Below are 21,546 nucleotides of genomic sequence, written 5' to 3' on the forward strand. Positions count from 1 at the left end.
GAAAGAAGGTTGTAAATGTCTTATACGATTAAAGATGTGGCAAAAAAGGCTAACGTCTCGGTTGCTACGGTTTCCAGAATCCTGAACAATCTTCCAGGCTACTCAGAGAAAACAAAGGAAAAGGTGCTTCGGGTTATCGCGGAAATGGGGTATCAGCCCAATGCGATCGCAAGAGGTTTAATCAATAAAAAGACAAAGACGCTGGGTGTGCTGCTGCCGGCTGTTTCGGACACCTTCGCTTCCGTCGTGTTAAGCGGCATAGAAGATATGGCTCATGATCTTGATTACAGCGTAATGGTCTGCAATACGGATAAAGACGGAATTCGAACAATGAAATATTTACAGGCACTGCGGGAAAAACAGGTGGACGGTATCATTTTTATCAGTGAATTTTTTAAGGATGAGTACTATAACGCCATTACAGCTATGAAACTTCCAATCGTGCTCGTATCGACCAAGTCTCCATACGACATTCCGTTCATTAAAGTGGATGATGAGAAGGCCGTTTTTGATGGCGTGACCTATCTTCTCGACAGGGGACACCGTTCCATAGGGATGATCGCCGGAACAAAAGGAGATACGATTGCCACCTTACCGAGGATTGAAGGCTACAAAAAGGCACTAAAAGAACAGAACATTGTATTTGAAACAAAGAAGGTCGTCTATGGTGACTTTGGTTTTGACAGCGGCATTGCAGCTGCTGAAGAACTTCTGGAACAGAACAAGGATCTCACCGCTATTTTTTGTTCAAGTGATGAGATGGCTGCAGGTGCTTTATCTTATTTATACCGCATGTCCATCCGTGTCCCAGATGAGATCTCTCTGATCGGCTATGATAATACGAAAGTGGCAGAAATGGCCATCCCGCCTTTGACTACAGTAGGACAGCCGCTCTATGAAATGGGGAAAAACTCTGTACGCATGCTTCTGGAATTGGAAGAGGGCAAAACGGAAAGCATGATCATGCCCCATAAAATAGCAGAAAGAGAAACGGTAAAATCCATTCGTAAATAAACAACAGAGTAAACGAAGGTTTGCTCTTTATTTTAAAGGTTTTACGTAAACGTTTACTTAAAAAATGAGGTGAAATTAGATGAAGAAAATGATGGTGATGGTGAGTGCTTTTTCTCTTTCAGTCTCGCTCCTTTCAGGCTGCTCCGGCAAAGAATCAGACGATGAAAAAATTCATCTTGAATTTTTTCAAAACAAATCGGAAGCTGTGGGTACTTTTGATAAGCTGATCTCCAAGTTTGAAAAAGAACATCCCAATATTGATATTGAACAGAATAACGTCCCAGACTCTGAAACCGTTTTGAGAACAAGGCTGGTAAAAGAAGACGTTCCTGATATTCTTGGGATCGGCGGAAATGCGACATACGGGGATATTGCTGAAGCAGATGTGTTTTATGACTTCACGAAAGACCCGGCCGTGGACAAGGTTATTCCAAACTATGTTCAGGCATTGAATCAGCTGGCTGGCAAAAAAAATGAAGTGAATGGAATTCCATTCGCGACCAATGCCAATATGGTGCTGTACAACAAAGCCAAGTTCAGGAAACTTGGGCTTCAGGTGCCGCAAACATGGGACGAGCTGATCAGCACGGCGCAAAAGATTAAAAAGGAGGGACAGGTTCCCTTTTATCTTACTTTGAAGGATGCATGGACGGCGATGGTGCCGTTCAATTCACTAATAGCCAACACGCAGGGGGAGAACTTCTTCAAAGAAAGGGATGCTGATCGGACAACGTTTCAGAAACGGTACGGTGAAGCGTCAGAAAAGATGCTCACTCTCCTGAAATATGGCCACAAAGATAATTTCGGCAGGGACTACAACTCAGGGAACAAGGCATTCGCCAACGGGGAGTCGTTTATGTACCTGCAGGGAAACTGGGCCATTTCATCCATTAAATCACTCAACAAGAATATTGACATCGGAACGTTCCCGCTGCCTGCGACCAACGATCCTGCAAAGAACAAATTGGTTTCCGGAGTAGACACCGTATTGACCATGTCCAAAGATAATCCGCATAAAAAAGAATCACTCATGTTTATTAACTTTCTGCTTAAACCGGAGAACACAAAAATGTATATGAAAGAGCAGAACAGTTTTTCAGCTGTCAAAGGTGTATACCAGGACGATCCTGCGCTTGCCAACTTGAATCCTTATTTTAAGAAACAGCAGATCACGGGGTTCCCAGAACATTTCTTCCCGGCGGGCATCCCGATCGCCAACCTTTTGCAAGGCTTTCTGATTCAAAAGGAAGAAAAACCATTCCTGAAAAAACTTGACCGTGAATGGGACAAAGTAAAAGCCCGGCAATAGAAAGGGTAAAAAGGAGGAGAATTTAATGAAAAAGAACAGCAAGGCTTTTTACTGGATGGCTCTGCCGGCGGTCTGTTTGTTTTTTATCTTCCATACGATCCCTGTCATCCAAGGGATCATCTACAGCTTCACCAATTATAAAGGCTATGGAGATTATGAGTTTATCGGATTGAAAAATTACTTGAACCTGTTTCAGGATGACCGTGTGTTCGCTTCTTACGGATTTACGTTTAAATTTGCAATCATCGCTACGATTCTAGTAAACGTCATCAGCCTGATGATCGCGATGGGATTGAACGCCAGGATTAAGTACAGGAGTACACTGAGAGGGATTTTCTTTATCCCCAACATTTTAAGCATCTTGATTGTCGGTTATATTTTTAACTACATTTTTGCTTTCTTTGTGCCTCAGATCGCGGAAAAGGCAGGCATTAATTCACTCACTGAAAACATACTCGGAAATCCCGACCTGGCTTGGATCGGAATCGTGATTGTAGCCGTCTGGCAGGCAGTAGCTTTCAATACTATTTTGTATCTGGCAGGCTTACAGACGATTCCCTCTGATCTGTACGAAGCAGCGAGCCTTGATGGGGCAGGGAAATGGCATTCGTTCCGCCATATCACCTTCCCGCTCATAGCGTCCTTTTTCACCATTAACATGGTGCTTGCGATGAAAAACTTCTTAATGGTGTTCGACCATATTATCGCACTGACAGGGGGAGGCCCTGGCCAGGCAACAGAAGCTATCTCAATCCTCATCTATAAAGGCGGCTTCCAGGGAGGAGAGTTTGCTTACCAGGCTGCGAACTCTGTCATATATTTCATCATCATCGTTGCTGTTTCCATCATTCAAATTAAGTTTCTGCAGAAAAGAGAGGTGACCATGTAATGAGCCGAAAAGTGAATTGGCCGCTGACCATTTTGTTGATCATCTGTTCACTGTTCATTTTATTTCCGCTGTATCTGACGGTGGTGACGGCATTAAAAACACCGGAGGAAATGGGGCAGTCTCTGCTCGACCTGCCTGAGAGCTTTCATTGGCAGAACTTTAAGGAAGCGATTAGGCTCACCAACTTCTTCCATGCGTTCCGGAACAGTGCACTTGTTACGGTGTTTACGGTCGCCTTCACGCTTTTGACCAATTCCATGGTCGCTTATGCGATTGCAAGGAACATGCACCGCAAGTTTTTCAAAATGCTGTACTACTATTTTGTCAGCGCGATGTTCGTCCCGTTCCCGATCATTATGCTGCCGGTTGTAAAGGAAACGAGTTTCTTAGGTTTGAACAACATGGCGGGACTTATTTTTTTGTACATCGTGTACGGACTTGCTTTTAACATTTTTATTTATGTCGGCTATATCAGGTCCATTCCCTATTCCCTTGAGGAAGCAGCCTATGTGGATGGCGCAAGCACGTGGAAGGTCTTTTGGAAAGTTATCTTTCCTCTCCTTGCCCCCATCAATGCGACGGTCGGCATCTTGACTTGTCTATGGGCTTGGAACGACTTCCTGCTGCCGCTCGTTATTCTAAACAATCGGGATTCGATGACACTGCCGCTCGTGCAGTATGTGTTTCAATCTCAGTTCACAACGAACTATAACCTGGCGTTTGCCTCGTATTTAATGGCGCTCTCGCCGATGATCATCGTTTACCTTTTTGCGCAAAAATGGATCATCAGCGGTGTGACCCGCGGAGCTGTGAAATAAGTTTTGCTAGTTTTATTCTATAAAATGGAGTGGGTCTACTAATGAAAAAGACATGGTGGAAAGATAGTACGGTCTATCAAATTTACCCTAGAAGTTTTAATGATTCAAATGGCGACGGGATTGGAGACATCAACGGAATTATTGAAAAGCTGGATTATTTAAAGGATCTTGGCATCGATGTAATCTGGCTGTCGCCAGTCTATAAAAGCCCGAACGATGATAATGGCTATGATATCAGTGATTACAAAAAGATTATGGATGAATTTGGTACGATGGAGGATTGGGAGCGGCTGCTCGATGAAATGCATCAACGCGGCCTCAAGCTCATCATGGATCTTGTCGTCAATCATTCTTCCGACGAACATCCGTGGTTCCAGGAATCCCGAAAGTCAAAAGACAACCCTTACCGCGACTACTTTATCTGGCGTCCCGGCAAAGATGGTGCTGAACCGAACAACTGGGAATCATGTTTCAGCGGCTCGGCCTGGCAGTATGATGAAGCGACAGGAGAGTACTACCTGCACCTTTTCAGTAAGAAGCAGCCTGATCTCAACTGGGAGAATCCAAAACTGCGTGAAGAAGTATATGACATGATGAAGTTCTGGCTCGACAAAGGGATCGATGGCTTCCGCATGGATGTGATCAACTTCATTTCTAAAGTGCCAGGTCTTCCTGAAGCACATAATCCAAGCGGTAAAACATACGCCTGGGGCGGTGACTATTTTATGAACGGACCGCGCATCCATGAATATATGCAGGAAATGAACAAAGAGGTGCTTTCCCATTATGACGTAATGACCGTAGGCGAGATGCCGGGCGTTGATACAGAAGAAGCAGCGCTCTATACCGCAGACGAGCGGGACGAGCTGAATATGGTGTTCCAGTTCGAGCATGTGGACCTTGATGCAGGCCCGGGTGGAAAGTGGGACTTGAAGCCTCTTGAACTGAAAGACTTAAAAGCTACGTTTACGAAATGGCAAAAAGGACTCGAAGGAAAGGGCTGGAACAGTTTATACCTGAATAACCATGACCAGCCGCGCATGGTTTCCCGTTTCGGCAACGACAAAGAATACCGTGTAGAATCGGCAAAAATGCTTGCGACTTTCCTTCATATGATGCAGGGAACGCCTTATGTGTATCAAGGGGAAGAGATCGGTATGACCAACGTTCAATTTGAGACGATAGAGGAGTACCAGGACATTGAAACACTCAATATGTACCATGAAAAAGTGATAGATGGCGGTGAGGACCCAGGCCAGGTCATGGAATCCATCTATGTTAAAGGACGAGACAATGCCCGTACGCCCATCCAATGGGATGACAGTGAAAATGCAGGTTTCACGGAAGGAACACCTTGGCTTAAGGTGAATCCGAACTACAAAGAGATCAACGCGAAGCAAGCGGTAGAAGATCCTGTTTCTGTCTACCACTACTATAAGAAGCTGATCCAGCTGCGCAAAGAAAACGAGATTATCGTTTATGGCAGCTATGACCTCATCTTAGAGGATCATCCTCAAATCTATGCGTATACGAGAACACTTGGTGATGAGAAGCTAGTAGTGATCCTGAACTTCTCTGGAGACCGCCCGGTGTTTGAGATGCCGGAGCATGTGGCGTATGAAGCACATGAACTTTTGATCAACAACTATGAGGTCGATGATCAAGAGCAGATTCAGTCCATTGAGTTGAAACCATATGAAGCCCGCGTCTACCGATTGAAGTAATGGTAGGGAGCTGACTCTTGCACGCCGTTTATCCGGCTGGCGGGTCAGCTTTTTTTTGTAGTTGAGGTGGATCGGGTGATACCGTTTAGTTTACATAATATCCGTTTGGCGGGTAAAGCTGTAATTTCGGCGGGTATTTTATGATTTTGGACAGTATTTTCTTCATTTCGGCTTGTAAATTCTTCATTTCCGCTTGTAAATGAAAATCCAGCGGCTGTTCCTTACCATTGGACAGGCTATTTAGCAAAAAAAAGCTCCGATTTCCCAAACAACAGCGTTTTTACAAGAAAAACAGAGGGAAATCAGAGCGGAAAAGACTAATTACTTCCTTTTTAACTAATCAGACGCTAGTCGGGTCTTAACGGACCCTTCAGCATTTCTGTCAAAACCTTCCAATATCTTCGGTGTTCATGGTGAGGCCGGGCATGCCTGGAACCCAGTTTGCCGGGATGCTTGTTTTGGAGTTTTCACCGTATTGGAGGGCTTGAATTAGCCGCAGAATTTCGTATGCATTCCGGCCGACATCGGAAGGATAGATGAGTTTGCTGGCAATAAAGCCGTCGGGGCCGACGATGATTGTAGCCCGGACGGAAGCACCGCTTTGGACATCCAGCACTCTGTAGGCGCGGCTGATGAGATGGTTCCGGTCGCTGACGAGCGGATATTGTACTTTACCAGCGAGAGGAGAAACTTCTTTAAATACTTTATGAGAAAACACGCTGTCTGTACTGATGCCGAGCACTTCGGTTTTCAACTTCTTGAACTCACCGTATAAAGCGGCGACCGCCGCTAGTTCTGTTGGTCAGACGAAGGTGAAGTCACTGCCGTAAAAGAATAAAATGACCCACTTGCCGCGGTAATCCTCCAGGCGAACATCCTTGATCTCGCCGTCTTGAATAGAAGGTGCAGTAAACACGGGAGCGATATCGCCAAGCCCCGCGCAATAAGGCTGAGGGCTGCACGTGTTGAATTGTTCCACGGATGGTTTTGGATAAGGCTGATTCCCATCATACGGCATGCTCATTCCAATCCCTCCTTTCCGTATAGGTGTATGCTGTGTCTATCTATCGTATGAAGGGAAGGAGGAGAAGTGATTTATATCATGGGTATGTAAAATAGAAAGAAAAAAGGTGAAATTAGGATTATCTAACATTCCGAAAATAAAGCGGGGAATCAGTATGATGAATTTTAAGCAAGATCGGAATACCGCATTCCCGGACAAACGCGCCTGCAAACCGGGAGCCCTGTTATGGAATCAGGACAAATAGTTTGGCAGACTACGATGTAAAAAAGCAACCGGAGCGGTCTCCGGTTGCTTTTTTTATCTGCCTCCACAGCCGCATCCTCCGCCGCCTTGAGGCGGTTTTGTGTACTGCTGAGGGTATGCAGGATTCTGTATAGGGTAGCCTCCGTAAACACCTTGGCCATAGCCCGGGGCCATACCAGGATAACCTGCTACCGGATATCCGCCCGGGCCGTAAGCTTGGCCAGGATAACCGGGATAGCCTGGCTGTCCATAGCCCATTCCAGGCTGCATGCCGTACTGCTGCGGATACTGTCCGTACCCGTAAGGATTCATCTGACGCATGAAATCGTTCCAATCTATTTTATATTTTATTTCTGTAGTTATAGCATATGCAGGGCTGACGAGAGTGTACAAGATATACAACCTAGTAAAAAGTAATTAATTTTATGTACGGATGAGTAAGCCTGGAATAATAAAAGCCGGCTGGTTTGTGAAGGAGCCCGAATTTTTAGTTAGGCTCATTTATTTCGAGTTTGGCTCAATTCCTGATCAGTTTGGCTCAATTATCTCTGTCTTTCGCTCAATTATGTCTTCCTGCCGCTCTTTTATGAAAAAAAGAACTCTCCCGGATCTCCTTCCACTGTAAAAAAACCTAAAAAACAGAGAGGCACAAGCACAAGCTCGCGGATTCCCTCTGCTTTTCAGATGGCGGTTCAATCACAAGGGTTATCCTTCAATTTCAGGCTGAATATCAATATAGTGGGCTGAAGGCTTTCTTTTTTTAACACGTATTTTTAAGACACCGTTCCCATACGTGGCTCGCACGTCTTCCTGTTTTACAGCAAAAGGAAGCGGGACAAGTCGCTCGACTCGTTTATTCGCCTGTTTGTATTGAGTGATATTGTTTTTATCATCGGCAAAGCGATTGGATTCAGAAGCAAATGCAATAATTTTAAGTGCTCGTTCCAGCACCTCGATCTGAATTTGGCTTTGATCATAGTTTTCGAGGTTGGCGTAGGCAATAAACTCATTTTTGGTCTCCTGAATCTCTAATGGAAACGATAAATGGTCGACCATTGTCTGGTAATGCTCAAAGCTTTTATCAATGAATTGTTCTAAAGATTTTACCCACGTTCCCAATGACTTTTCATTAAAGAATGGCATGATGGGTCCGCCATTTTCAGGCATGATTTACCCCTCCTTATTCAGTAAATTAGGCGTTGCCGGCAACGTTCGAATCAACAGCATCTGTATCTAATGTGTTGGTCGAACTGATAAATGTAACGGTTTGCAGGAAATTGCCTGTATTTCCGCCTCCAGAGCCGCTATACCCTTTGCTTGTGCTTTTAGGGTTAATGACAAGGGTGTCACCAAAGTTAACTACTCCATCGGCTTGCACAGAGGAAATGGTTACAGGCCCCACGATCAGTGATGGCAAGAGAACGAACCTCCCTTTTAGAAGTACCGTATAGATTGCATGCTGCTCTTATTAATGTATGTGCAAATTCTTCAAAGGGTGAGCAGATAAGAGGGTGAACACCTAGGAAAAAGTGACATATGATATGAGGAGACTGTTGGCAGGGGGTGGTTTGAATTGCCTGGAATCGTAGGGAGTATTAATATTGCCTCAGTTTCGAGCAGCTCCATTGTCCATATCGGGGATGTTCAGGCCATCAATCCTATCAGCAATGCGAAGACCTTTGCAGGCGCTGGGTCGTTTAACACGGGCGAGAACATAAGGACGAACACGGGCTACAACCTCACGAATACGTACGATATGGATCAGTTCGATAATACGAATATTGCAAATAACTAGAAGTGTTGATTTTAAAAGCAAATTTAAAGCAGATCCGGCATAAAACTAAGTAAGGAGATGATGTTATGTCGGATAGCTATAATCAATACTATTATATCCAGCAGATGCAGGGGCAGCTTCAATGCCTGCAAGATAAAGTTTGTGAACTGGAAAAGCAGATTGAAGAATTGACCAAGGATATGAAGAAAGTAAAAGACCAGCCGACCACACAAATCCAATATTCTTTTGATCAGCTGAAAATTGAGAGGCTTGACGGAACGCTGAACATTGGGCTGAGCTCTGAAAGTGACGGCAAAAACATGGTGGATGATTTTTCAGTGGGTGGAGAATCCATCGCAGTTGGCGGCAGCAAACCACCCTCGGACGCCCTGAGTTCAAGTCGGGAATACACAGAAATCTTGGCAAACCTTGAAGAATACATGAACATTGAGGCACCGGAAGACATAACCAAAATAGAAGAGGAACAAGAACATAAACTGGATGAATCTTATCGTGAACTGATTTTGAATGATATACGGACACAGCTTCCGGGAAGGCTGGAGCATTACCTTCAAAAATATTCTCCGCAAAACCAAGAGGGCATATTGCTCGTTGAGAATAAAGTCAAAGGTGATGTTTACAAAGGAATCGAGCATTTCATCATAAGCTTAAAGAACAATAACATCGGAGGCGAGAATCATGAGATTTCAAGTGATCAATCATGAGCTGACTGTTGATTATCTCAGAATGGTTGGGGTGAGCAGCTCTTCACTCGTATTGGTTGGGGACGCGGGACATATCATGCTGGCTTCCATGTTTGATACTCCTCCGGAATCAATCGTGGTCGGAACTTCTCTCGTTCCATTAGGAATCTAGTATGATCCCGAGGACATCAGAAGTCAAACATATCAATATCCGTTCGATTTTGTTTTCATCCATCGTAAATATTGGGGATACAGACCAGTTTGCTGCCTTTTCACAGGCACTGGCCATTCAGAAATATGAACCGACTTACGATTCGGCGTTAAGCGGAATCATCAATTTTCCAAACTACCAGGCGTTTACTATACCGCGTCCAAGGGTTACGCCGCCGAAAGAAGTCACTATGGAATCATATAATGATCCTGCTTATATCCGAGTAGGGGTTATTGATATTTTGGGTATATCAGCAGCCGCAATGCTTCATGTTGGCGGTATTCAAAACATCGACCTCGAGTCAAGGGTTAAGCATATAAGGGATTATCGAACCAATCCTGACCCGAAAAACCTGGAGCTCGTTACTTTATCACCGGTTTCAAGATATCGGCAACTCCAAGTGGAAGTGAGGGAGGAATCACCTTGAATCTGTTTGTTAACCAGACGATAACCATCTACCAGTTAAAGGTACAGGGGATTCAGAATTCATCTGTCTTGCAGATCGGCAGTGCGGGCATGATCCGGCCTGTTTCCAACTTGTACAATACAGGAGGCTTCACCGGGGAAGCCCCTCCGCTTGCTGCGGCCCCTACTGTCGAACTCCCTGCACCTTCCTAAAGCCCTGCACTAATAAACAAAGAAAGGAGGAATTCGATTGGACTCATGGAAACAGATGATGGAGTGGAAGAAATTTGCTGATCAGTACCTTGGCCAAAATTTCTTTTCTCCTTACCAGCAGCAGGAAGATACACAGAGGCAGCAGCAGTCCCAGCCTCAAGAAGAGCGGGGATTTCCGGCTGTTAATATTTATGAATCTGAGAACGAGCTTTTATGCATTGCTGCCATTCCAGGCCTTGAGAAAGCGGAAGATGTGGATGTGTATGTGGATGACAGGTGCGTTCATCTAAAAGGAAAAACCAACTTGATCGGCGGAAAATATAGAATAGCCAAGGAGGAGTTCGGTTCAGGAGCCTTTAGCAGAGAAGTGGAACTGCCGTATCGGGTCCGCAGTGACACCATTCATGCGACGTATAAGAAAGGATTCTTGTACATTAAGCTTTATCGGCTGCCCGCCGATCGTCAAAAACCAAAAAAAGTAGACATCCGAAGATTTGATGATTGACTGATTGACATTTATGGAAAATTCAACTAAACTGATGGAGATAAAACTAGAAAGGAACAGGTGTATCGTCCAATGCGTAACTAACTCCTATTTTAATTGAACTTTATATTCATTTTTGAATCTAAACTTCGGATAGGATTAGTTTGCCCATTTTTCATACCTGTTTTTTTTACGTGATTCCCGGTTTTACGGGACAGGTATCGTTATTTATGTGCGAATTTTTTCCTCTCTGATCTAAACAGGGAGGTTTTTTTATGCTTTTATTAGAAGCCGCAAATATTGAAAAATCATATCGTGATCGATTGATTATAAAACTTTTGGAGCCGCTGAAAATCAACAGAGGGGACAGGATTGGCATCGTTGGATTGAACGGAGCCGGAAAATCAACGCTGATGAACATTTTAGCAAAAGAAGAAGCCGCAGATACAGGCAGTGTTCATGTCTTCGGAAGAATTTCTTCTGTATTGCAATTTGGAGATGAGCTGGTAGAAAAGCCGTCGGAAGCTTTGCAAAGAACCTGGGGAATCAGGGACAAAGCACTGCCTACTATGAGCGGGGGTGAGAAAACCCGCTTGAAAATCGCCTCTGCCCTGGAGCAGAGGCCGGACCTTTTATTTCTGGATGAGCCTACAAGCCATCTTGATCTGCAGGGGATTCAGCAGCTGGAGACCGAACTGAAGAATTTTGATGGAGGCGTTGTGCTAATCTCGCATGACCGGACGTTTCTCGATGAAATCTGTACGAAGATTTTAGAGATTGAAAATACAGTTCCCACATTCTATTCAGGAAACTACTCAGCGTACCGGGAACAAAAAGAGCATGAACGAACCCGCCAATACTTCGAGTACGAGGAATACACGAAAGAGAAGCAGAGACTCCTTGAGGCTGCCCGGGAAAAGACACAGAAAGTAAAAAGTATGAAGAAAAAGCCTAGCCGGATGAGCTATAAAGAAGCCAATCTCGGGAGGGGGCGAGTTAAAAGCAAGCAAGCTGCGATGATGAAGAATGTCAAAGCAATGGAAAAACGGGTAGAACAATTGGACAAAAAGGAAAAGCCGCGTGAGATGGATGCCGTCCAGTTTGATATCCAGCAATTTACCCCTGTGCATGCCAAGCTAGCAATTCAGGTAAAGGACGCTGAAAAAAATATAGAAGATCAGTTATTGTTTGCCGGCATTTCATTTACTGTGAAACCTGGCAGCAGAATCGCTCTTGCAGGCCACAACGGCTGTGGAAAATCAACACTGATCAGCATGATTAAGACGGACCACCCGGCAGTAACCTTATCAAAGGCTCTAAAGATTGGTTATTTCAATCAGCAGCTAAATATATTGAATGAAGAGCTTTCCATCTTGGAGAACATTTCTGAAAACAGCCCGTATACTGAAGAGTTTATTCGGACCATACTTGCACGGCTTTTATTTAAAAGAGAAGATGTTCACAAGAAAGTGAGTGTGCTGAGCGGTGGAGAAAAGGTAAAAACGGCGCTTACGAAGGTTTTCCTTGGAGATTATAATCTTCTTTTGCTTGATGAGCCGACAAACTACCTGGACATTTTTACAAGAGAAGCGCTTGAATCGGTTTTACAAGAATACCCCGGAACGATCGTGTTTGCCACACATGACCGGCAGTTGATGAATGCATTGGCAGATCATGTCCTTGTATTTCAAAATAAAAGTGCTTTGTTTTCTGAAGGAAATTATGACGCCTTTCAGCAGAGAGCCATTACGCCGGAAAATGCCCCATCGATCAATCAGGGGGAACGATTGGCTCTTGAGCTCGAGCTTGCCGATATCATAGGGCGGTTATCCATGCCGAGGAAAGGAGACCAAAAAGAGGCTCTTGAAGCACGCTACAACGAGCTGATATGCAAGAAAAAGCAGGGATCCTAGATGACCCTGCTTTTCTCTGTTTGGTTTTTAATCCTTTTCTTTTTCATCCTGTCGGATTGGAGGCTCTTCTTGTCCTCCGATTTCTGTTGAATAGCTGATCTGTTTTAAGTCGTATTCATGAGCGACAGAACCGCCGGCCATGCCTTCGTTAATCATCCGGTCGATATCAAGGTAAAGCTCTTTTCGGCCTTCATAATCTGTTTCTTTTTCTGACATAACGACATGATCCCTCCTTTTTCAATATCTTGCCCAAAATTGCGGAAAATGAGCTTAGAAAAAAACAATAAAGGGTATTAGAGATTATCTTTGTAACTTTGAGGAGGAGCATCACATGGCAGATTACAGCCAGGTTGTCGAGAAGTACTTTTTTATTATTCGGAAAAGACACCTGAAAGGCGCTTTGAACATAAAAGAGTACAATAAAAAAGTAGAACTGATTAATTTGTGGTTTATACGTCATACCTTGCGTTCCGGATTGGCAAAAAAGGGAGTGCAGTAAGGGTTTTTCATATAGCGGCATACTTTGAAACTTCCGATAGCAAGTTCGGAAGTTTTTTTAAATACAGGAAAATAGCCAGAGAATGACGTATTCTTATAGTGAAACTTATCAGCGAATCACTCGTAGAAAAGGTAGGTACTTTTACATACTTTAGGAGGGAAAGAAATGAACAATCATGAGATCGATTATAAAATCCATGGAGATGACATGCAGTTTGTTGAGGTGGAGCTTGATCCAAGTGAAACAGTAGTCGCTGAGGCAGGTGCCTTGATGATGATGGAAGACGGGATCAGCATGGAAACCATATTTGGAGACGGATCAAGCCAAGGTTCCGGATTGATGGGCAAGCTGTTTAATGCCGGAAAAAGGATGCTGACAGGGGAAAGCCTGTTTATGACAACCTTTACGAACGATGCTTCAGGCAAAAAACATGTTTCCTTTGCTTCACCTTATCCAGGTAAAATCATTCCGATGGATTTGAGTGAACACGGCGGTAAGATCATTTGCCAGAAGGATGCTTTTTTGGCTGCCGCAAAAGGTGTCTCGGTAGGAATTGAACTCCAGCGAAAACTTGGAACAGGGTTCTTTGGCGGTGAAGGATTCATCATGCAGAAGCTTGAAGGGGACGGTATGGCTTTCGTTCACGCCGGCGGAACCATTCATGAAAAAACGCTTCAGCCTGGAGAAGTGCTGCGAGTGGATACGGGCTGTCTCGTTGCAATGACACAGGACGTGGACTACAGCATCGAGATGGTAAAGGGTGTTAAAACAGCTCTATTCGGCGGTGAAGGGTTATTCTTTGCTACCTTAAGAGGTCCCGGAAAAGTGTGGATTCAGTCCTTGCCGTTCAGCAGACTCGCAAGCAGGGTATTCGCTGCGATTCCTCAGTCCAAAGATGAAGGAAGCCTCGCCAAAGGTCTCTTTAATATTTTTGATGGTGATTGATCCTACTGGAAATGAAGAAGGGGTTGCGCTAAAACGCGCAATCCCTTCTTTATGCTGTACCCTATGTATTAGTCCTGAACCATATAAGGATCAATTTCCCTTTTTGATTGAAGGTGAATCAGGCGTTCAAGCTTTTCATTGGTAAGGCGGTCCGCCTCATTTTTCCGTTTCATAAAGCCCATAGCTTTAAAGATAAAAACAATTGTTAATACAACCATGAATAATGCCACTAAAACATAAAGAACACCAAACAAACCGAAAAATACGCCGAGTGCATCGAATGGATCATTGGACTGCATCATATCCATAACAAATTCCCCTCCTTTCTCCATATTGGGACAATAGATAAATTGCCGTAATTCCTTCTCATTAAACCACATTTTAGAAATTTTTTCCTTTGAATTTTAATCAAAGCCCATAAAAAAGAGGCTTCAAGCTCACTATCGTTCTTCCAGCCGGTGATCTTTGTTACAATAGGAAGAGATAACTAATGATATGAGGTATGAGTGAAAATGAGTATACTATCGGTTGAAAATATATCAAAAAGCTATGGGGACAAAACCCTTTTTAATGAGATATCCTTTACGGTCAGCGAAAAACAAAGAATCGGTATCATTGGAGTCAACGGAACAGGGAAATCAACTCTTCTTAAAATAATTGCGGGAATGGAAACAGGAGATACGGGAGGAATTGTTCACGCCAATGAATTTCATATCGAATACCTGCCGCAGTCTCCGGTCTTTGAAGACGGAGTAACGGTACTTGAAGCTGTTTTTTATGGAAGTTCTCCGTTAATGCAGCTGCTTAGGGAATATGAAACGGCGATTAAAAAGCTGGAAAGCGAACCGCAAAACGAAAAATTCCAAAAGCAGCTGTTTTCTCTTCAGCAGAAGATGGATGCAATGGATGCATGGGACACGAATACAACAGCAAAAACGGTCCTCAACAGGCTTGGAATTGCCTCTTTGGAGCAACAGGTGAGCACCCTTTCAGGTGGCCAGCAAAAACGGATAGCCATTGCACGGGCGCTCATTCAGCCTGCCGATCTGCTGATTTTGGATGAGCCGACCAACCATATTGATAATGAAACGGTAGAGTGGCTGGAGGATTTCCTTGCCAAATATCGTGGCGCTCTGCTGATGGTGACACATGACCGCTACTTTTTGAACCGGGTAACGAACCGCATGATCGAGCTCGATGAAGGAAACCTTTACAGCTATGAAGGAAACTATGAAATGTTTCTGGAGAAAAAAGCAGAGCGAGAGGAGCGGGAAGCTTCCTCGGAACAGAAAAGGCAGAACCTGCTTCGCCGTGAGCTGGCTTGGCTGAGAAGAGGAGCGAAAGCAAGGACGACGAAACAAAAAGCAAGAATTCAACGTGCGGAAACTCTTCAGGAGCATTCGGGCCCTGCACAGAAGGGCCAGATGGAAATGGCTATAGGCTCAGCCAGGCTTGGCAAAAAAGTCATGGAGATTGAAGGAATCTCTAAATCGTTCGGAGAGAAAACTCTCTTTACTGATTTCAGCTATCTTATGATGCCTGATGACAGGCTTGGAATCATCGGTAAGAACGGTAGCGGGAAAACAACACTGTTGAACATCCTGGCCGGCAAGATTCTTCCGGATTCGGGCCAAGTTGAAACCGGCCCCACGGTTAAACTGGGATTCTATACGCAAAACCATGAAGAAATGGATGAGAACTTAAGAGTGATTGAGTATATTCGTGAAGCAGCGGACGTCATTTATACGAAGGACGGGCATTCGATTACCGCTTCGCAGATGCTCGAACGTTTCCTTTTTCCGCCGAGCGCCCAGTGGACATACATCTCCCGATTGTCGGGAGGGGAAAGAAGGCGCCTCTATTTGCTGCGTGTTCTAATGGGTGAACCGAATGTTCTGTTTCTGGATGAGCCGACGAATGACCTGGATATTGAAACATTATCCGTATTAGAGGATTATCTGGAGCACTTCCCTGGAGCTGTTGTCACTGTATCACATGACCGTTATTTCCTTGACCGTACGATGGAACATCTTTTTGCGCTTGAGGGCAACGGGGAAGTCAGACGATTTGATGGAGATTATTCAGCTTATCTCGAACAGAAGAGACAAGAGGACGAAATGGCCTCCACTGTAAAAACAGAGACTCCAGCAGAAGTTAAACCGAAAAAAGAAAAAGCACGCCGGCTCTCCTATAAAGAACAAAAAGAATGGGAGACCATCGAGAACGTCATTGCTGAATTAGAAGAGAAACACGAAGAAATCGAATCTCAGATTGCTTCAGCAGGAAGCGATTTCGGCAAGATTGATGGTTTGTTCCGTGAGCAGCAGGAAGTTGCGGATAAGCTGGAAGAAGCGATGAACCGGTGGGAAGAGCTTTCAGAGATTGTAGAAGAAATCGAACGAAATAAATAAGTATGAGAAAAACCGCTCCTTTTACAGGTGCGGTTTTTCTGTTTGCTCTTTTTTAAAGGCTTTTCCTGTAAGAATATTTTTAACGTACCAGACCGGCCCGACAAGAAGATAGACAGGGTTGCTGAGAAAAGAGGGTTTTTTGCCCTCAAAGAGGTGTCCGATAAATTGAAGCACCCAGCCGAGGATAAATAAAGCGAGCGCTGTTTTCCACATCCAGAAAAAAAGTGGAAGCGAAACAACGATCATTGGTATACCGATGGTGTGTGTAAGTTTATTCATGGGATGCTGATGATCTTCTTTATACTTTTCAACGAAAGATTTTGCAGCCATCTTTCATCCCTCCTTTTCTAAGTTCTATTCTTGTTACTGGCTTCCCATTCCTTCTAATGAAGTCATTTATAGGAATATTCGACTATTTTTTCAAGTTACCGACATAAAACGCACATATCGACAGTATCTTTTATATAGACAAAGGAAGGGGGGTGAAACGATGAAAAGAATAAGCTATTTTATCGCAGGAGCAGCTGCCGCGGCTCTTCTCTTCCTTCCGCAGCAAGTATCAGCGGCGAAAGAAAATCAACATTCCTTACAGCAGCCTCAGCAAAAGCTGGAAAAGGTGCAAAAGGTAAATCGAGCGGCAGAGGAAAAAGATCAACAAACGAAGAACAGCAGTAAAACGGTTAAAAACATTCCTCATCAGAAAGAAAAGACGACTCCTGCAAAACCAATACGGAATCATAAGGAAAAGGTTAATAAGAGGGCCGCTCACCGTCCTGTAAAGGCGGAAAAAGCTCCTCAAAAAACCAAAACACTTCCTCCAACTCCTGCAGCCGGCCGTCAGCCGGAACGAAATAAAGGGGATTTCAAGAAGGCTGTTCAACCGGTCAAACCCATACAGCAAAAAAAGAAAGACATGAAACCTGCTGTTACGAGACCGTCTGGCAAAGAAAAGATTGAAGTACAAAAGGAAGTCCCTCCTGTTTCTTCTATAAAAAAGGAAAGCCGTCAAGCAACAAAGGCTGCCGAACATAAAGAACCCAGGAATCATCTGGAGAAAGTGCCGAGCAGCCCTTTGAAACCGTTATCAAAGAAGATTCCTGTAAACCCATCTTCTAAGTTGATTTTACCGGGTGCTTCGCCTTCTTCCGGCCACTCTGGCAGCAACGGGGACAGCGGAGGACAATCATCCACTCTTTTTACTTTTAAAGCATACATAATGGACAGTGATCGAATGACTGGCTCTTCAGCAAAGCTGCTGGGTGCGTCAAACAGGGATTTTCTTAAAAGCCAATGGGTGAATGCTCCTCCATCTCAGCCGCCCAAAATGCTCTTTCAAATCTTTTATAAATAAATCAATCAAAAAATAAAAAAGAATTGAAGGAGCAAACAATCATGAAAAAAATGAACGGTATGTTAATTAAATCTTTCGTATTTGCAGGAACACTTTCTATTGCAGCATTAGCTGGAGGAGAAGCAACTTCGGCAGCACCAGGCCATCACAGTGAAAAAGAAGTAAAAACACATGTGACAACTCACGTTAAAACTCATGCAGCAACACCTCAAGCACCGCAAAAAGCGAGTGAGAAAGCAAAAGAAAAAGCAAACAAACACTCTGCAGTCCACGGGGTTAAACATGAAGAAAAAGTGAAAAAGCCAATCGTGCACAAGTCCGAAGAAAAAGAAGTAAAAGCAGAAAAAGTAAAGGTAAAAAAAGTGAAGCCTGTAAAAGAAGTAAAAGTAAAGAAAGAAAAGAAAGAAAAGAAAGAAAAAACAAATCCTTCTTCTGAAAATAAAGCTCATTCTCAAGCCTATCATGCAAGTGAGAATGCGAAAAAAAATGCAGCCCCTAACTCAGCAGTACATGCTGCTGTGCCAGCAGTGAAACCGTCTGAACCAGTGAAACAAGAAGATCTCAAAGATCAAGAAGAAGCGGATACAGAGATGGTTGTAACCGTTCCAGAAGATCTTGAAGACGAAAAAGAAGTCAAAGATGAAGATCAAAAGGTTACAGAGCCAGTAAAAGATGAAGACGAAGATGCAGTGAGAGAGGAAGAAACAGAGAAGGAAGACGCTGTGAAAGTTGAAGACGAAGAAAAACAGTGTACATCTGAAAAGGAAAGCGAAAAAGCCGAAAAATCTGATGATACTGTAGCGCCTGCAGCTAATCAGCAAGAAGACGAAGATCAAGACTATGATCAAGATTATGATCATGATCAAAACAATGAAGATGAAGATCATGATTCAGAAGATGTGAACAAGAATGTAATTCTGCCAACTGTTCGCTCTACTGAAGATCAAGATTCTTCAGACGAGTAAGCAGCAGCCAGGGGATAATCCCCTGGCTTTTTCTTTTCAAAAATACGGCATAAGAAGCCTGTGGACTCTAGCCTATGAGGCTGGAGTCCCCTCTATATGCACAAATGTATTTTCAAACTAGTAAAAATATTCTAATAATAGTAAATTAGTAGCATTTCAAAATACTGGGGATGTGATACTTTTAGATAGCAAGAAATAACAAAATTTTCATTATATTCTATCAGGAGGGGTACATTTGGGAAAGTGGAGTAAGAGATTGGGAGCATCATTGGCGATTACTGGGCTATCGTTAGGTTTAGTTTCCACATCGGTGTTTACAGGGTCTTTAGACGCAAAAGCGAAAACGGCGATGCAGAAAACGGTTGCAAATCATTACGGCAATAGTCATTCCGCACTAGATCTGGCTATTGTGAACGATGATAAATTAATAGATTTGCTCATTAGAGAAGGAGTCATCTCCAAAGATGCTTCTGAAAAGGAAAAACAAAAAGCGCTTCATGCTTACCTTGAGCTAAAAGGAAAGCAGGATACTGTGAAAGAAAAGGATCCGCTTGCTCCAAAAGTAAAAGCAGCCGCTGCTGAAAAACAGCGTGAGTTCAAAGGGTTCACGAACGGTCTCCTTCATGGGAACGGCAAAAAGAAAGGGCAATATAAGAAACAGCCGGATCCAGTAAATGATCATGGACCAGATAAGGTAGTTAAAGAAGGAAAGCTACTGACGCTGACGGTTGAATTCGCAGACACCCCACATAATACGATTAAGCCAAATGAGACGGATAACTACTACAAAGACTATAACCTGCAGCATTATGAAGATATGATTTTCGGTGAAAACGGAGTTGAAGGGCCTAACGGTGAAAACTTTGTATCTCAAAAGCAATTCTATGAAGAGCAGTCCGGAGGTACATATACTGTGAATGGTAAAGCGTACGGATGGCTGAAGGTTCCAGGAACCGCTGCCTTCTATGGAGCTGATAGAGCTTCCGGCGGCCACGATAATGTTAGCCCAGGAGGATCCAAGCAGCTTGTAAAAGATACATTAGATGCTGCAAAGGCCGCGGGTGTACCGCTTGGGGATTACGATCTTGAAGATCCGCATGATTTGGATGGAGACGGCAACTACTGGGAGGCGGATGGTCTAGTAGACCACTTACAGATTATCCATGCCGGAATGGGGCAGGAAGCCGGTGGAGGATCTCTTGGCAACAATGCGATTTGGTCGCACAGATCTGCTGTTTTCTATGATCCTGATGGACTTGGAAAAGGTCTTCCAGGATTCTATGATTACACAATGATGCCAGAAGATGGGGCGACAGGCGTTTTCGCCCATGAATACGGTCATGATCTTGGTCTTCCGGATGAATATGATACGGTTTACTCCGGCACAGGTGAAGCAATTGGATACTGGTCCATCATGGCAAGCGGATCGTGGGCAGGTAAGGTACCTGGTGCAGAACCGACTGGATTCTCACCTTGGGCGAAGTCTTATTTCCAATCCACGCTCGGCGGAAACTGGACAACTCCAACCATTGTGGACTGGAAAGATGTTTCAACGAAAGGCGCCCAGTTCCTTTTAGATCAAGCCAATACACCAAATGGTGATAACCACCAAGCGATTCAGGTGAATTTGCCGAAGAAAAAGACGCCAATTAACACCCCAGCAGCTGGCTCTTATCAATACTGGGGCGGACAAGCAGATGAGATGGACAACTCTATGGTTACGAACGTAGATCTTACGGGCAAGCAATCTGCTACTCTTACTTTTGATGCATGGTATGACATGGAAGAACAATGGGACTTTGCTTTTGTTCAAGTGTCAACAGACAACGGTGCTACATGGAAATCCCTTGGAAACAGCCATACTCGTTCTGACGTGGTTCCTGAAGGCTACCCTACTATTCTTGACTCTATGCCTGGATTTACAGGAAACTCAAACGGCTGGCAAGCACAATCATTTGATCTGTCTGCTTACAAAGGACAAAAAATTCAGCTTCGCCTTCGTTCTGCTACTGACTGGGGGACAAGCCAGGCCGGATTCTTCGCCGATAACATTAAAGTCGTAGCTGACGGAACAACCCTGGTAGATGATGGAGCAGAAAAAGACCCTTCTGCATTTACGCTAAAAGGCTTTGAAAAGTCAGACGGCAACAAGTACAGCGATCACTACTACTTGCTTGAATGGAGAAACCATCAAGGTGTGGATAAAGGTCTTGGCCACATTGCACGTGGAAAATCCTTGATGAGCTATGATGGCGGTCTAGTCGTATGGTATGTGGATCCGACGTATACTGACAACTGGACAGGTGTTCATCCTGGAGATGGTTTCCTAGGAGTGGTAGATTCTCACATCAATGATTTGAAATGGAATACGGGCGCAGAGGCAAGCACACGATTCCATATTGCGGATGCAGCATTTGGATTGGATAAAACATCCGGTCTGAATCTTGATTATCCAGGTGTTCAAACACTGACAGCTCCAAGTCAATCAGCCGTATCACTGTTTGACGACAGCAACTCCTTCAAAAACCCATTTATGCCGGATGCGGGCCGCAATACAGACAACTATGGTCTGAAGGTTCGTGTGAACGGGGAAGCTTCTGATGATTCAGTAGGAGCAATTGTAATCTATAAGTAAACTATAAAGCTCTTC

25 protein-coding genes are annotated in these 21,546 nt (G+C 44.1%); 18 read left to right on the forward strand and 7 right to left on the reverse strand.

The features are described from left to right. The first annotated feature begins 15 nt into the window (after positions 1–15). From LCY76_RS03500 to LCY76_RS03520, 5 genes are all read left to right on the forward strand, one after another. A complete protein-coding gene (locus LCY76_RS03500; RefSeq protein ID WP_248251481.1) occupies positions 16–1,014 on the forward strand; it encodes a LacI family DNA-binding transcriptional regulator in 999 nt (332 codons plus the stop codon). Positions 1,015–1,093: 79 nt separating this feature from the next. Beyond that, on the forward strand, positions 1,094–2,323 hold the full coding sequence (locus LCY76_RS03505; RefSeq protein ID WP_248251482.1) for an ABC transporter substrate-binding protein: 1,230 nt from the start codon (positions 1,094–1,096) through the stop codon (positions 2,321–2,323). 25 nt (positions 2,324–2,348) lie between these two features. Continuing rightward, positions 2,349–3,212 carry a carbohydrate ABC transporter permease gene (locus tag LCY76_RS03510; RefSeq protein WP_248251483.1) on the forward strand — a complete coding sequence of 288 codons (864 nt, stop codon included), beginning with the start codon at positions 2,349–2,351 and terminating at the stop codon, positions 3,210–3,212. Further along, on the forward strand, positions 3,212–4,030 hold the full coding sequence (locus tag LCY76_RS03515; protein ID WP_248251484.1) for a carbohydrate ABC transporter permease: 819 nt from the start codon (positions 3,212–3,214) through the stop codon (positions 4,028–4,030). The genes LCY76_RS03510 and LCY76_RS03515 overlap by 1 nt, the downstream gene beginning before the upstream one ends. Positions 4,031–4,071: 41 nt before the next feature. Continuing rightward, a complete protein-coding gene (locus LCY76_RS03520; protein ID WP_248251485.1) occupies positions 4,072–5,754 on the forward strand; it encodes a glycoside hydrolase family 13 protein in 1,683 nt (560 codons plus the stop codon). 382 nt (positions 5,755–6,136) lie between these two features. On the opposite strand, the gene LCY76_RS03525 is transcribed toward LCY76_RS03520, so the two are convergent. The 4 genes from LCY76_RS03525 to LCY76_RS03540 all read right to left on the reverse strand — a co-directional run bounded on the left by LCY76_RS03525 (position 6,137) and on the right by LCY76_RS03540 (position 8,438). Next, the gene (locus tag LCY76_RS03525) at positions 6,137–6,778 is read right to left on the reverse strand and encodes a peroxiredoxin (RefSeq protein ID WP_248251486.1); all 642 of its coding nucleotides are present in this window, start codon (positions 6,776–6,778) and stop codon (positions 6,137–6,139) included. Positions 6,779–7,075: 297 nt separating this feature from the next. Next, positions 7,076–7,342 (reverse strand): spore coat protein, encoded by a 267-nt coding sequence (locus LCY76_RS03530; protein WP_248251487.1) that lies wholly within the window; start codon positions 7,340–7,342, stop codon positions 7,076–7,078. A gap of 384 nt (positions 7,343–7,726) precedes the next feature. Next, complete coding sequence (locus tag LCY76_RS03535) at positions 7,727–8,188, reverse strand: Hsp20/alpha crystallin family protein (protein ID WP_248251488.1); 462 nt, start codon at positions 8,186–8,188, stop codon at positions 7,727–7,729. A 25-nt stretch (positions 8,189–8,213) separates the two neighbouring features. After that, the gene (locus LCY76_RS03540) at positions 8,214–8,438 is read right to left on the reverse strand and encodes a spore germination protein (RefSeq protein WP_053355710.1); all 225 of its coding nucleotides are present in this window, start codon (positions 8,436–8,438) and stop codon (positions 8,214–8,216) included. A 156-nt stretch (positions 8,439–8,594) separates the two neighbouring features. On the opposite strand from LCY76_RS03540, the gene LCY76_RS03545 reads away from it, so the two are divergent. The 7 genes from LCY76_RS03545 to abc-f (LCY76_RS03575) all read left to right on the forward strand — a co-directional run bounded on the left by LCY76_RS03545 (position 8,595) and on the right by abc-f (LCY76_RS03575) (position 12,725). Next, the gene (locus tag LCY76_RS03545; protein WP_248251489.1) at positions 8,595–8,816 is read left to right on the forward strand and encodes a spore germination protein; all 222 of its coding nucleotides are present in this window, start codon (positions 8,595–8,597) and stop codon (positions 8,814–8,816) included. Positions 8,817–8,881: 65 nt separating this feature from the next. Then, positions 8,882–9,520, forward strand: a complete 639-nt coding sequence (gene gerPC, locus LCY76_RS03550; protein ID WP_248251490.1) for a spore germination protein GerPC — start codon at positions 8,882–8,884, stop codon at positions 9,518–9,520. Continuing rightward, positions 9,495–9,671, forward strand: coding sequence for a spore gernimation protein GerPD (locus tag LCY76_RS03555; RefSeq protein ID WP_248251491.1), 177 nt, complete (start codon positions 9,495–9,497; stop codon positions 9,669–9,671). Before gerPC ends, LCY76_RS03555 begins: the two co-directional genes overlap by 26 nt. Before the next feature lies 1 nt (position 9,672). Then, on the forward strand, positions 9,673–10,137 hold the full coding sequence (locus LCY76_RS03560) for a spore germination protein GerPE (protein ID WP_248251492.1): 465 nt from the start codon (positions 9,673–9,675) through the stop codon (positions 10,135–10,137). Continuing rightward, complete coding sequence (locus LCY76_RS03565; protein ID WP_248251493.1) at positions 10,134–10,328, forward strand: spore germination protein GerPB; 195 nt, start codon at positions 10,134–10,136, stop codon at positions 10,326–10,328. The genes LCY76_RS03560 and LCY76_RS03565 overlap by 4 nt, the downstream gene beginning before the upstream one ends. Positions 10,329–10,365: 37 nt before the next feature. Continuing rightward, on the forward strand, positions 10,366–10,833 hold the full coding sequence (locus LCY76_RS03570; RefSeq protein WP_248251494.1) for an Hsp20/alpha crystallin family protein: 468 nt from the start codon (positions 10,366–10,368) through the stop codon (positions 10,831–10,833). A gap of 254 nt (positions 10,834–11,087) precedes the next feature. After that, a complete protein-coding gene (abc-f, locus tag LCY76_RS03575) occupies positions 11,088–12,725 on the forward strand; it encodes a ribosomal protection-like ABC-F family protein (protein ID WP_248251495.1) in 1,638 nt (545 codons plus the stop codon). A gap of 27 nt (positions 12,726–12,752) precedes the next feature. On the opposite strand, the gene LCY76_RS03580 is transcribed toward abc-f (LCY76_RS03575), so the two are convergent. Further along, entirely contained in the window at positions 12,753–12,941 is a 189-nt protein-coding gene (locus LCY76_RS03580; RefSeq protein ID WP_248251496.1) for a hypothetical protein, read from the reverse strand. Positions 12,942–13,056: 115 nt separating this feature from the next. Here LCY76_RS03580 and LCY76_RS03585 point away from each other — a divergent pair, with 115 nt between their 5' ends. Continuing rightward, the gene (locus tag LCY76_RS03585; RefSeq protein WP_248251497.1) at positions 13,057–13,224 is read left to right on the forward strand and encodes a hypothetical protein; all 168 of its coding nucleotides are present in this window, start codon (positions 13,057–13,059) and stop codon (positions 13,222–13,224) included. A gap of 165 nt (positions 13,225–13,389) precedes the next feature. Then, entirely contained in the window at positions 13,390–14,169 is a 780-nt protein-coding gene (locus tag LCY76_RS03590; RefSeq protein ID WP_248251498.1) for a TIGR00266 family protein, read from the forward strand. Between the two features lie 68 nt (positions 14,170–14,237). Here LCY76_RS03590 and LCY76_RS03595 read toward each other — a convergent pair whose 3' ends face one another. Beyond that, positions 14,238–14,477, reverse strand: a complete 240-nt coding sequence (locus tag LCY76_RS03595) for a hypothetical protein (RefSeq protein WP_248251499.1) — start codon at positions 14,475–14,477, stop codon at positions 14,238–14,240. 204 nt (positions 14,478–14,681) lie between these two features. On the opposite strand from LCY76_RS03595, the gene abc-f (LCY76_RS03600) reads away from it, so the two are divergent. Next, complete coding sequence (gene abc-f / locus LCY76_RS03600; protein WP_248254575.1) at positions 14,682–16,580, forward strand: ribosomal protection-like ABC-F family protein; 1,899 nt, start codon at positions 14,682–14,684, stop codon at positions 16,578–16,580. 21 nt (positions 16,581–16,601) lie between these two features. Here the strand turns inward: abc-f (LCY76_RS03600) and LCY76_RS03605 are convergent, their stop codons facing one another. After that, positions 16,602–16,910 carry an Mpo1-like protein gene (locus tag LCY76_RS03605; protein ID WP_248251500.1) on the reverse strand — a complete coding sequence of 103 codons (309 nt, stop codon included), beginning with the start codon at positions 16,908–16,910 and terminating at the stop codon, positions 16,602–16,604. Between the two features lie 160 nt (positions 16,911–17,070). Here LCY76_RS03605 and LCY76_RS03610 point away from each other — a divergent pair, with 160 nt between their 5' ends. The 3 genes from LCY76_RS03610 to LCY76_RS03620 all read left to right on the forward strand — a co-directional run bounded on the left by LCY76_RS03610 (position 17,071) and on the right by LCY76_RS03620 (position 21,531). Continuing rightward, positions 17,071–17,931 carry a hypothetical protein gene (locus LCY76_RS03610; RefSeq protein ID WP_248251501.1) on the forward strand — a complete coding sequence of 287 codons (861 nt, stop codon included), beginning with the start codon at positions 17,071–17,073 and terminating at the stop codon, positions 17,929–17,931. Between the two features lie 41 nt (positions 17,932–17,972). Continuing rightward, a complete protein-coding gene (locus LCY76_RS03615; RefSeq protein ID WP_248251502.1) occupies positions 17,973–18,896 on the forward strand; it encodes a hypothetical protein in 924 nt (307 codons plus the stop codon). 235 nt (positions 18,897–19,131) lie between these two features. After that, positions 19,132–21,531 carry an immune inhibitor A domain-containing protein gene (locus tag LCY76_RS03620; RefSeq protein ID WP_248251503.1) on the forward strand — a complete coding sequence of 800 codons (2,400 nt, stop codon included), beginning with the start codon at positions 19,132–19,134 and terminating at the stop codon, positions 21,529–21,531. Positions 21,532–21,546 lie beyond the last annotated feature (15 nt).

The sequence above is a fragment of the Fictibacillus marinisediminis genome, assembly GCF_023149135.1.
GTDB lineage: Bacteria > Bacillota > Bacilli > Bacillales > Fictibacillaceae > Fictibacillus_C > Fictibacillus_C marinisediminis.

Bases quoted from the DNA above. Each gene is read 5' to 3' on its own strand.
- LCY76_RS03500 (WP_248251481.1), top strand. From the start codon at position 16: ATGTCTTATACGATTAAAGATGTGGCAAAAAAGGCTAACGTCTCGGTT.
- LCY76_RS03505 (WP_248251482.1), top strand. From the start codon at position 1,094: ATGAAGAAAATGATGGTGATGGTGAGTGCTTTTTCTCTTTCAGTCTCG.
- LCY76_RS03510 (WP_248251483.1), top strand. From the start codon at position 2,349: ATGAAAAAGAACAGCAAGGCTTTTTACTGGATGGCTCTGCCGGCGGTC.
- LCY76_RS03515 (WP_248251484.1), top strand. From the start codon at position 3,212: ATGAGCCGAAAAGTGAATTGGCCGCTGACCATTTTGTTGATCATCTGT.
- LCY76_RS03520 (WP_248251485.1), top strand. From the start codon at position 4,072: ATGAAAAAGACATGGTGGAAAGATAGTACGGTCTATCAAATTTACCCT.
- LCY76_RS03530 (WP_248251487.1), bottom strand. From the start codon at position 7,342: ATGCGTCAGATGAATCCTTACGGGTACGGACAGTATCCGCAGCAGTAC.
- LCY76_RS03535 (WP_248251488.1), bottom strand. From the start codon at position 8,188: ATGCCTGAAAATGGCGGACCCATCATGCCATTCTTTAATGAAAAGTCA.
- gerPC (WP_248251490.1), top strand. From the start codon at position 8,882: ATGTCGGATAGCTATAATCAATACTATTATATCCAGCAGATGCAGGGG.
- LCY76_RS03555 (WP_248251491.1), top strand. From the start codon at position 9,495: ATGAGATTTCAAGTGATCAATCATGAGCTGACTGTTGATTATCTCAGA.
- LCY76_RS03560 (WP_248251492.1), top strand. From the start codon at position 9,673: ATGATCCCGAGGACATCAGAAGTCAAACATATCAATATCCGTTCGATT.
- abc-f (WP_248251495.1), top strand. From the start codon at position 11,088: ATGCTTTTATTAGAAGCCGCAAATATTGAAAAATCATATCGTGATCGA.
- LCY76_RS03580 (WP_248251496.1), bottom strand. From the start codon at position 12,941: ATGTCAGAAAAAGAAACAGATTATGAAGGCCGAAAAGAGCTTTACCTT.
- LCY76_RS03585 (WP_248251497.1), top strand. From the start codon at position 13,057: ATGGCAGATTACAGCCAGGTTGTCGAGAAGTACTTTTTTATTATTCGG.
- LCY76_RS03590 (WP_248251498.1), top strand. From the start codon at position 13,390: ATGAACAATCATGAGATCGATTATAAAATCCATGGAGATGACATGCAG.
- LCY76_RS03595 (WP_248251499.1), bottom strand. From the start codon at position 14,477: ATGGATATGATGCAGTCCAATGATCCATTCGATGCACTCGGCGTATTT.
- abc-f (WP_248254575.1), top strand. From the start codon at position 14,682: ATGAGTATACTATCGGTTGAAAATATATCAAAAAGCTATGGGGACAAA.
- LCY76_RS03605 (WP_248251500.1), bottom strand. From the start codon at position 16,910: ATGGCTGCAAAATCTTTCGTTGAAAAGTATAAAGAAGATCATCAGCAT.
- LCY76_RS03610 (WP_248251501.1), top strand. From the start codon at position 17,071: ATGAAAAGAATAAGCTATTTTATCGCAGGAGCAGCTGCCGCGGCTCTT.
- LCY76_RS03615 (WP_248251502.1), top strand. From the start codon at position 17,973: ATGAAAAAAATGAACGGTATGTTAATTAAATCTTTCGTATTTGCAGGA.